Below are 9,440 nucleotides of genomic sequence, written 5' to 3'. Positions count from 1 at the left end.
CGACGACGCGAACGTCGTCGCCCGCAGGCCGGCCACGCCAGCAAGCGCGGAGAGGATTGACCCCGCATGACCAATCACAGCATCAGCAAGCGTGCCCTCGGCTGGATCGCCGTCACCGGAGCCGTCGTCGCCGTCCCGCTCGGCCTGAGCACCGGCACCGCCTCCGCCGCCTCCCACAACTGGGACGGCGTCGCAGCGTGCGAGAGCGGCGGCAACTGGGGAATCAACACCGGGAACGGCTACTACGGCGGCCTGCAGTTCTCGCAGAGCACGTGGCAGGCCAACGGCGGCAGCGGCTCGGCGTCGAACGCCAGCAAGGCCGAGCAGGTCCGGGTCGCCGAGAATGTTCTCGCGACGCAGGGCCAGGGTGCCTGGCCGGTGTGCGGTCAGTACCTGACCACCGGTGGCGGCGACGTCGCCGAGGCCCCCGCGCCCGCTCCCGCTCCGGCGCCCACCCCGGCGCCGGCCCCCGCGGCACCGGCACAGGTCCCGGCGCCCGCCCCGGTCCAGCCCGCGGCGCAGCAGGCACTGGACTCCGCGCGCCAGGTCGCCGAGCAGAACGGCTTCGGACAGCAGTTCCAGCAGCTGGTGGACGCGAACCCGCAGCTGGTCGACGCACTGCGCTGATCTTCCGCTCGCATACGACGAGGCCCTGTCATCCGGTTCGGATGACAGGGCCTCGTTCGTTGTCTCGGTGAAACGCCTCTACTTCGGGATCGCCTCGTACGCGGCGACCGCCTTCTGCACCCGGGCAAGGGCCGCACCGTATGCCGCGAAGTCACCGCTGCGCTGCGCCACCGTCAACGCGTTGAGCGACGCATCCAGCTCCGCCACCGCCGCCGAGACGTCCGTGCCGGACGGCGGAGTCGCCGGTGCGGTGGGCGCTGCCGGGGCTGCACCCTGGTCGACGGGCGGCGTCGTGCCCGTCTCCGGAGGTGTCCCCTCCTCGGCGCTGGGCGCCGTGGCCACCGAGCCCGTGCCGGCACCGAACACCTGGTCGAGCGCCTGTGCCAGAGTCGGGGCGTACCCGACGCGCACACTGTTACTCGGCGGCGGCTCGCGGTAGCTCACCAGCACTCGGGACAGCTGCGGGAACGTCGACGTGTTCGGGCCCGTCGAACTTCGCTCCGTATACATCGGTTCGACGTACAGGATGCCGCCATTCGCGATCGGCAGTGTCAGCAGGTTGCCGTACTGGATCTTGTTCGATCTCTCGAGCAGCGTTCTCTCCGACGCCACCCGCGGATCGGAGATCATCGAGTTCTGTGTCTGCTGCGGACCCTGGGTCTGCGTGTCCGTCGGCAATTGCAGCACCGTGAACTTGCCGTAATTCTCCGGGTCCGATTTCACCGACAGATAGGCGGACAGGAACTCGCGACTGTAACCCACCATCGCACTCGTCAGGTTGAAGGACGGTTTCCCGGTCTCGGGATCTCCGACCAGCACGTAGTACGGCGGCTGGTTCGCGCTCGTGTCGATCGTGGGATCGCTCGGCACCGACCAGAACGCGTTGTTGGTGAAGAACTCCTTCGGGTCGTCCACGTGGTACTTGGCGAGCATCTCGCGCTGCACCTTGAACAGGTCCTCGGGGTAACGGAAGTGCGCGCGCAGTTCGTCCGGAATCGAGTCCGCAGGCTGCACGGCGTCGGGGAACACACCCATCCACGCATCGAGCACGGGATCGTTCTGGTCCACCTGGTAGAGCTTCACCGTGCCGTCGTACGCGTCGACGGTGGCCTTCACCGAGTTGCGGATGTAGGACACCTCCTTGCGGGGCAGCAGGCGGCCGGTGTTCTGGTCGATGCTGTCCTCGACGAGTCCGTCGAGCGAACTGCGCTGCGCGTACGGGTAGTCCTGCAGCGTGGTGTACGCGTCCACGATCCACACGACCTTGCCGTCGACGACGGCCGGGTAGGAGTCGCCGTCCGCGGTCAGCCACGGTGCGACGTGCGTGACGCGGTCCCGGGGGTCACGGTTGTAGATGATCTTCGAATCCGAACCGATGGCACCGGAGAACAGGATGTTGCGTTCGGTGTACTTGGCCGCGAACGCCAGCCGGTTGAACCAGTTGCCGATCGGCACACCACCCGATCCGGTGTACGTGTAGCGCGAGGTGTCGGTGTCGTACTCCCGGGGATCCGAACCTTGGGAACCACCGACGATCGCGTAGTCGGCATCGGTGTCGGCGATGACCTCGCCGTAGTAGATGCGCGGCTGCTCGACCGGGATGACCTGATTACCCGCGGCCTGGGAGGCGATGTCGCTGACCATGTAGACGGGGTAACCGCTGTTGCTGTTCGCGGCTTCCTCCGCGGACTCGCCTGCGGCGGCGTTGACCCGGTTCGCGGGGGCCGCGACCAGTCCGTTGCCGTGCGTGTAGACGGTGTGCTTGTTGATCCAGTCCGTCTGGTTGCCGGTCAGGCTCTTCGACGACAACTCGCGGGCCGCGACGATGTAGTCACGCATCGCCCCGTCGATGTCGTACCGGTCGATGTCGAGCGTCGGCGGGAAACCGTAGAAGTTCTTCAGCTGCTGCTGCTGGGTGAACGTCCGCGACAGGATGTTCGGGTCGAGCAGTCGCGTGTTCGCGATCGTCGTGACGTCGGCGGGCACGTCGCGCGGCGGCGTCGTCCCGTACCCCTGGTAGTCCTGGTACTCGACCTTGTCGTCGGTGATGCCGTACGCCTGCCGGGTGGCGGCGATGTTCCGCTCGATGTACGCGCTCTCCTTGTCGGCGGCGTTGGGGCGCACCGAGAACTGCTCCACCACGAGCGGCCACACCGCGCCGACCAGGATCGACGAGAGCACGAGAAGGGCTGTGGCCATTGCGGGAATCCGCAGATCGCGCAGGAAGATCGCCGCGAAGAACGCGCCCGCGCAGATCACCGCGATGGCCAGCAGGATCAGCTTCGCCTGCAGCACCGCGTTCATGTCCGTGTAGCTACCACCGGTGAACGTCGGCTCCTTGCGGCTGCTGGACAGCAGGGAATACCGGTCGAACCAGTACGCGACCGCCTTGAGGAGAATGAACGTTCCCGCCAGCACTGCCAACTGGACTCGCGCCGCATTCGTCAGCGCCCCGCCCCGGCCCGCGAGCTTGAGCCCACCGAAGACGTAGTGCGTCACCAGGCTCGCGAAGAACGCCAGCAGTACCGCGACGAACAGCCAGTTGAGGACGAAACGGTAGAACGGCAGATCGAACGTGTAGAAGCCGACGTCGAGGCCGAATTCGGGATCGGCGACGCCGAACGCGCCGCCGTTGATGAACAGCTGCACCGTCACCCAGCTGGACTGGGCGATCAGGCCGGCGAGCAGTCCCACCGCGATCGGAATGGCAAGTCCGAACAGGCGCAGCCGGGTCATCACCGTGGTGCGGTACCGCGCCACCGGATCGTTGGGACCCGACACCGGGACGAACACCGGCCGTGAACGGTACGCGAGCAGCAGTGCCAGCCAGACGATTCCGCCGACCACCACCCCCACGACGAGGAAGAGCAGCAGACGGGTGACGAGGACCGTGGTGAAGACACCACGGAATCCGACCTCACCGAACCACAACCAGTCCGTGTACGTGCTGATCAGCCGAGGACCCACCAGCAGCAGGGCCGCGACGACAAGCGCCAGCACCAGCAGCACTCGACTGCGTTTGGACAACGACGGTAAACCTGCGGGGGGCCGCATGCCCACGTGCCACACTCCAAGAACTCGGCGACGCTCGCGCGCCGCGGTCAACTGCACCGTTCGGTCGTCCACACCCGAACAGCGAGGGCGTGACCGTTTCGTCCCACTCTACGTAACAACCGAGAGTTGCCGCCGTCGGTCCTGTTCCGGGGGTGCGAAGATGGGTCCTGTGAGTGAAGAGAATGTGAACCGAGAGCCGGACGCCCTCGCCCGCTGTGTGCGTGAGGTGGTCGAATTCGTCGATGCCGGAGGGTGGGATCAGCCGCCCCAGATGTTCGCACTCGTCCCGACCGAACTCCTCGCGGCCGCCGAACCGAGCCTGCTCGACCAACTCGCCGACGGTGCGGAATTGACCCCGGTGGAACAGGATCCGTTCCCGGGCGACATCGACGGCGGGTCACGCGCACTCGACGAATTCCTCGCCACCACCAGCTGGCCGGACGGCGTGGTCGGGTGCGCCCTCGTCCAGGAGATCGTCGTCCTGCCCCCCGAGGCGGAATCCGATCTGGACGACGCACTCGTCCCGCTGCTGTCCGACCGCGACGCCGCCGACGACGCCGCGCGGGCCGCGGCCGAGTCGCATCCCGACCGCCGGTCCGCCCGGCTGATCGCCGCGGTGCTGCGCGACGGACCGTCGCTGTGCCTGATGCAGTTGCGCCCCGACGAGGACGCCGACCCGTACGCCGGAATCGAATTGCTCACCTACGAGGATCTGGCGCCGAATCTCGTCAGCGCGCTGTACGCCACCCTCGACGCGACGGACGACGACTGACCGCTCAGCAGTGCGGTGCGTCGGCTCCGGCATTGACGGCCTCGAGCGCGTCGACGGCTCCGTCGAGGTTCTCGACCTTCACGAGCCGGAGCCCGTCGGGTGCGCCCTGGCGTGCCTCGTCGCAGTTCTTCGCGGGCACCAGGAACGTCTCGGCGCCCGCCTCGGATGCGGCGATCAACTTGTACTTGATGCCACCGATGGGGCCGACGTCGCCGTCGGAGTCGATCGTGCCGGTGCCGGCGACGAACTTGCCGCCGTTGAGTTCGCCCGGGCTGAGTTTGTCGATCACCGCGAGCGTGAACATGAGTCCCGCCGACGGGCCGCCCACGTCGGCGAGGTTGAAGTCGATCGTGAACGGGACGTCCGGGACCTCCTCCGGCGTGATCCCCAGGTAGCCCTTGGCCTCGTCGTCCGGGCGGGCACCGAGCACCACCCGCACCGTGGTCTCGGCGCCGTCACGCCGGATCACGATCGGCACCTCGGTGTTCGGGGGCACATCGGCCACCGCCTCCTGCACGCCGCCGACCGTCGACACCGGCTTTCCGTCGACACTGACCAGCACGTCGCCTTCGCGCAGCAGCCCCTGGGAGGGGCCGTCCTCACCGACCTTGGCGATCCGCAGGTCCACCGGCTTGTCCAGGAAGTGGAGCGCCGCGAGTTCGGCGCTGTCCTCCGACTGCTGGAAGTCGGCGTCGTTCTCCTGCTTGACCTCGTCCTTCGACTTGTCCGGCGGGTACACCTCCTCGCGGGGCACGATGCCCTGGCGTCCGCTGGCCCACAGTCCGAACGCTTCGAACACGTTGAGGTCGTCGCGCACGGCGACCGTCGTCATGTTGAGGTGGCCGGTGGTGTCGTCCACGTCCGTTCCCTCGATGGCGACGACCTGCTCACCACCTACTTCGCCGAGGGTGTTGAACGTGGGTCCCGGCCCGAGAGCCACGTACGGCACCTTGATCACGGTGCCGAGAATGCCGAGTACCACGATCGGGGCCAGCGCAGCCAGAAGCGTCACGATCCGTCGATTCACCTGGACCAGCGTAGAGCGCGAACCGGCGGGCACCGCTGTCGGCCGTCCGCGTGTTCGCCGTCAGCGTGACGCGGTCGGCAGCCACCGAACCATGCGCCTTGTACCGTTGAGTCATGAGCAATCCGCCCTTCGGCTTCTCCAAACCCGACGACGATCCCGATCGTGACAAGAACACGGGGGATCAGAACGGGCCCGACCGCGACAAGAACGCGGGCGGTTCCGGCGACTTCGGTTTCGGGGCGGGTGGTTTCCCCGCCGGGGGCTTCGACCCGGCTGCCCTCGGCCAGATGCTCACACAGTTCGGCCAGATGCTGAGCGGGATGGGCACGTCGATGGGCTCCGGGGAGCAGACCGGCCCGGTCAACTACGAGATCGCGAAGAAGCTCGCCCGCCAGCAGATGGGGTCCGTCGCTCCGATCACGCAGGGCAACTCCGAGGCGATCGCCGATGCCTCGCGGCTCGCCGAGCTGTGGCTGGACGCCGCGACGACGCTGCCCGCGGGCGCGTCGAAGACCGTCGCGTGGACGCCCAACGACTGGCTCGACAACACCCTCGACACCTGGAAGCGGCTGTGCGACCCGGTCGCGGAGAAGGTGTCGGGCATGTGGGTGCAGGGGCTGCCCGAAGAGGCGCAGCAGATGGCGGGCCCCATGCTCGGCATGATGAGCCAGATGGGTGGCCTCGCGTTCGGCTCCCAGCTAGGCCAGGCGCTGGGTCAGCTGTCCAAGGAGGTGCTCACCTCCACCGACATCGGTCTCCCCCTCGGTCCGGCGGGCACGGGCGCACTGCTTCCCGCGGCGGTGGAGCGGTTCAGCAAGGGGCTCGAACAGCCCGACCGTGAGATCCTCGTCTTCCTCGCCGCCCGTGAGGCCGCCTACCAGCGCCTGTACAGCCACGTCCCGTGGCTGCGTCAGCGCCTCCTCGCCACCGTCGAGGAGTACGCCCGCGGCATCACCATGGATTTCTCCGCCATCGAGGACATGGCGAAGGGGCTCGATCCGTCCGCGCTGACCGATCCGTCGCAGCTCGAGAACATCCTGCAGCAGGGTGCGTTCGAACCGCAGACCACACCCGAGCAGAAGCAGGCCCTCGAGCGACTCGAGACGCTGCTCGCCCTCATCGAGGGCTGGGTCGAGGTCGTCGTCGCGTCGGCGCTCAGCGACCGCCTGCCCGGCGTCGCGGCCCTCAGCGAGACGCTCCGCCGCAGGCGCGCGACCGGTGGACCCGCCGAGCAGACCTTCGCGACACTCGTCGGACTCGAACTGCGTCCCCGCAAGGTCCGGGAGGCCGCGCAACTGTGGACACGCCTCACGTCCGAGTCGATCGACGCCCGTGACGGTGTGTGGGCCCACCCCGACCTGCTGCCCGACTCGTCCGATCTCGACAGCCCGGACGCGTTCGTCCAGCGTGCGCTCGGCGGCGGCGACGGAGGCGACTTCGACAATCCGATGGCGCAGCTGGAGGCGACCGAGGCCCGCGAGCGGGCCGAGGAGGCCGAACGCGGCAAGTCCGGCAAGGACGACGAACCGGAGTCCTGACCCCCCCTGATCGCACCAATTTACAAGTAGCGGGAAGTCCGCAGGTCGGAGCATGTTTCGGCCTGTGGACAACTCGTCTTTTCCGGGTCGGCGGCCGGTCGTGGCCTGAAATCCTCGGTGGGTGACCATTCCGCACCCGCAGCCAGTCGGCGTCACCCTCGATCCCCGGATCGCCGTACTCGTCCGCCCCGACGGCCGTATCCAGTTCGGCTGGGATCCCGAACGCGCACTCGTTCTCTCCCCGCCGCCCGGAGTCCGGACCGAACAACTCCTCGCCGTCGTCCGACTGCTCGACGGCAGGAACACGCGGCCGCACATCCTGTGGACGGCCGTCGGGTACGGCCTTGCGCCCACGGACGTGTCGAAGCTGCTCGGCGATCTGGACCGCGCCGGTCTGATCGACGTCGCAGGCACGTCCCCGATCGCGGATACGATCACCATCCGCGTGCACGGGCGCGGACCGCTGTCGGATGCGGTGTCCGCCGGACTCACCGACGGCGGCATCCGGGTCTCCCGCTCGTTCCGCTACTCCGCCGACGGCGACGTCCGGCGGTGGAACGCCTTGTGTGTCGTGCTCGCGGACGATCTGGTGGCGGACCCCCGCCTCGCCGCGGACCTGGTGCAGAACGGGATACCGCACCTGCAGGTCCGGCTGCGGGACGGTCGCGGTGTGGTCGGTCCGCTCGTGCTGCCGGGCCACACGAGTTGCCTGCGGTGCGCCGACCTCCTCCGCGCCGCGTACGACGAGGACTGGCCGCACCTGTCCGCTCAGCTCCTCGGGACCGTCGGGCACGCGAGTCCCGCCGTGATCATGGCCACGACCGCAGTCGCGCTCGGCCAACTCGAGGCCGTACTGTCCGCCCCGCGCGGCGCGCCGCCCAGCAGTCTCGACGCGACGCTCGAGATCGATCTGGGCGCGCACCGGCTGGTGACGCGCCGCTGGCCGAGGCAGGCGAGTTGCAGCTGCACGTATCTGGCACCCGCCGTGGGCGAATCGAACCGTCTCCGGTGATGATGCATGATGGTGGGGTGCCCGACATCCCCCGCAGGAGTTCTGCCCGCACCGCGAAACTCGCGAGCATCCCCTTGGGGATCGCGGGGCGTGCCGCTATGGGGTTCGGCCGCAAACTGACCGGCGGCGACAAGGACGAGATCGACGCCCAGCTGAGCGCGAGGGCCGCCGAGCAATTGTTCGCCGTCCTCGGCGAACTCAAGGGCGGCGCCATGAAACTGGGCCAGGCGCTCAGTGTCATGGAGGCGGCGATCCCCGAGGAGTTCGCGGAGCCCTACCGTGAATCGCTGAACAAGCTGCAGGCGCAGGCACCTCCGCTGCCCGCGAAAGCCGTCCACAGGATGCTCGACCAGCAACTGGGCACCAAGTGGCGGGAGCGGTTCCAGTCGTTCGACGACACCCCGACCGCATCGGCCAGCATCGGCCAGGTGCATCGCGCCGTGTGGGCCGACGGCCGCGACGTGGCCGTCAAGGTTCAGTACCCCGGCGCCGACGAAGCGCTGCGCGCCGACCTGAAGACACTCGGCCGGTTCGCGGGACTGTTCGCCTCGGTCATGCCCGGCGTCGACGTGCGCCCGGTCATCGACGAATTCACCGCCCGCACCGAAGAAGAACTCGACTACCGGATCGAGGCGAACAATCAGCGCCGCTTCGCGAAGGTGTACGACGGGGACCCGAAGTTCGCGATTCCGCATGTCGTCGCGAGTGCCCCCAAGGTGGTGGTCACCGAATGGATGTCGGCGAAACCGCTGTCGGCCATCATCGCCGGCGGCACCCCCGAGGAACGCAACACCGCAGGCGCACTGCTCGCGGAGTTCCACTTCGCCTCCCCCACCCGCGTCGGCCTGCTCCACTGCGACCCGCATCCGGGTAACTTCATGCTGCACAGCGACGGCCGCCTGGGGGTCATCGATTTCGGTGCCGCGGCACCGTTTCCGCACGGTCTTCCACCGGTGCTCGGGACGATGGTCCGGCTGGCAGTCCACGAGCAGTTCGACGAACTGACGGAATTGCTGCACGCCAACGGATTCGTCCTGCCGGGCAGAACGGTCACCGACAAGGAGATCGCCGACTATCTGCGCCCCGTCACCGATCCGATCCGCACCGAATCGTTCCACTTCACCCGCGCCTGGCTGCAGAAGGCGGCGGGTTCCGCGACCGACTTCAACAGTGCGCAGTTCCGAACGGCCCGGGCACTGAATCTGCCCGCCGAGTATCTGATGATCTTCCGGGTCCTCGTCGGCTCGGTGGGGATCTGCGCCCAACTGGACGCGTACGCGCCGTACATGGCGATCCTCACGCAGTGGCTTCCCGGGTTCGTAGACCCCGACCTGTGAGTACTTGTCATCCCTGAAAAGGGGCGGGTAGTCAAGTGCTGGCATCTGGGTGTTTTGGTTTCGGGGCCTGTGG

Annotated in this window: 7 protein-coding genes; 5 read left to right on the top strand and 2 right to left on the bottom strand. The window is 68.1% G+C overall.

All coding sequences use genetic code 11. The annotated features are described in order from the left end of the window. Positions 1-66 precede the first annotated feature (66 nt). Positions 67-627, top strand: a complete 561-nt coding sequence (locus MLGJGCBP_RS11600; protein ID WP_087556649.1) for a transglycosylase family protein — start codon at positions 67-69, stop codon at positions 625-627. 78 nt (positions 628-705) lie between these two features. On the opposite strand, the gene MLGJGCBP_RS11595 is transcribed toward MLGJGCBP_RS11600, so the two are convergent. Beyond that, the gene (locus MLGJGCBP_RS11595; RefSeq protein WP_160095698.1) at positions 706-3,687 is read right to left on the bottom strand and encodes a UPF0182 family protein; all 2,982 of its coding nucleotides are present in this window, start codon (positions 3,685-3,687) and stop codon (positions 706-708) included. A 154-nt stretch (positions 3,688-3,841) separates the two neighbouring features. Between MLGJGCBP_RS11595 and MLGJGCBP_RS11590 the strand changes: the two genes are divergently transcribed. After that, entirely contained in the window at positions 3,842-4,453 is a 612-nt protein-coding gene (locus MLGJGCBP_RS11590) for a PPA1309 family protein (protein ID WP_087556650.1), read from the top strand. A gap of 4 nt (positions 4,454-4,457) precedes the next feature. Here the strand turns inward: MLGJGCBP_RS11590 and MLGJGCBP_RS11585 are convergent, their stop codons facing one another. Continuing rightward, positions 4,458-5,480 (bottom strand): YlbL family protein, encoded by a 1,023-nt coding sequence (locus MLGJGCBP_RS11585; RefSeq protein ID WP_201453034.1) that lies wholly within the window; start codon positions 5,478-5,480, stop codon positions 4,458-4,460. A gap of 113 nt (positions 5,481-5,593) precedes the next feature. Between MLGJGCBP_RS11585 and MLGJGCBP_RS11580 the strand changes: the two genes are divergently transcribed. From MLGJGCBP_RS11580 to MLGJGCBP_RS11570, 3 genes are all read left to right on the top strand, one after another. Beyond that, positions 5,594-7,018, top strand: coding sequence for a zinc-dependent metalloprotease (locus MLGJGCBP_RS11580; RefSeq protein WP_160095696.1), 1,425 nt, complete (start codon positions 5,594-5,596; stop codon positions 7,016-7,018). A 121-nt stretch (positions 7,019-7,139) separates the two neighbouring features. After that, positions 7,140-8,030, top strand: coding sequence for a hypothetical protein (locus tag MLGJGCBP_RS11575; protein ID WP_087556653.1), 891 nt, complete (start codon positions 7,140-7,142; stop codon positions 8,028-8,030). Next, a complete protein-coding gene (locus MLGJGCBP_RS11570; protein WP_087556654.1) occupies positions 8,030-9,367 on the top strand; it encodes an ABC1 kinase family protein in 1,338 nt (445 codons plus the stop codon). The genes MLGJGCBP_RS11575 and MLGJGCBP_RS11570 overlap by 1 nt, the downstream gene beginning before the upstream one ends. Positions 9,368-9,440 lie beyond the last annotated feature (73 nt).

Source organism: Rhodococcus sp. T7 (genome assembly GCF_009872365.1).
Lineage (GTDB): Bacteria > Actinomycetota > Actinomycetes > Mycobacteriales > Mycobacteriaceae > Rhodococcus_F.
Note: the sequence above shows the minus strand (reverse complement) of the source record. Positions and strands in the feature narration are given on the sequence as shown.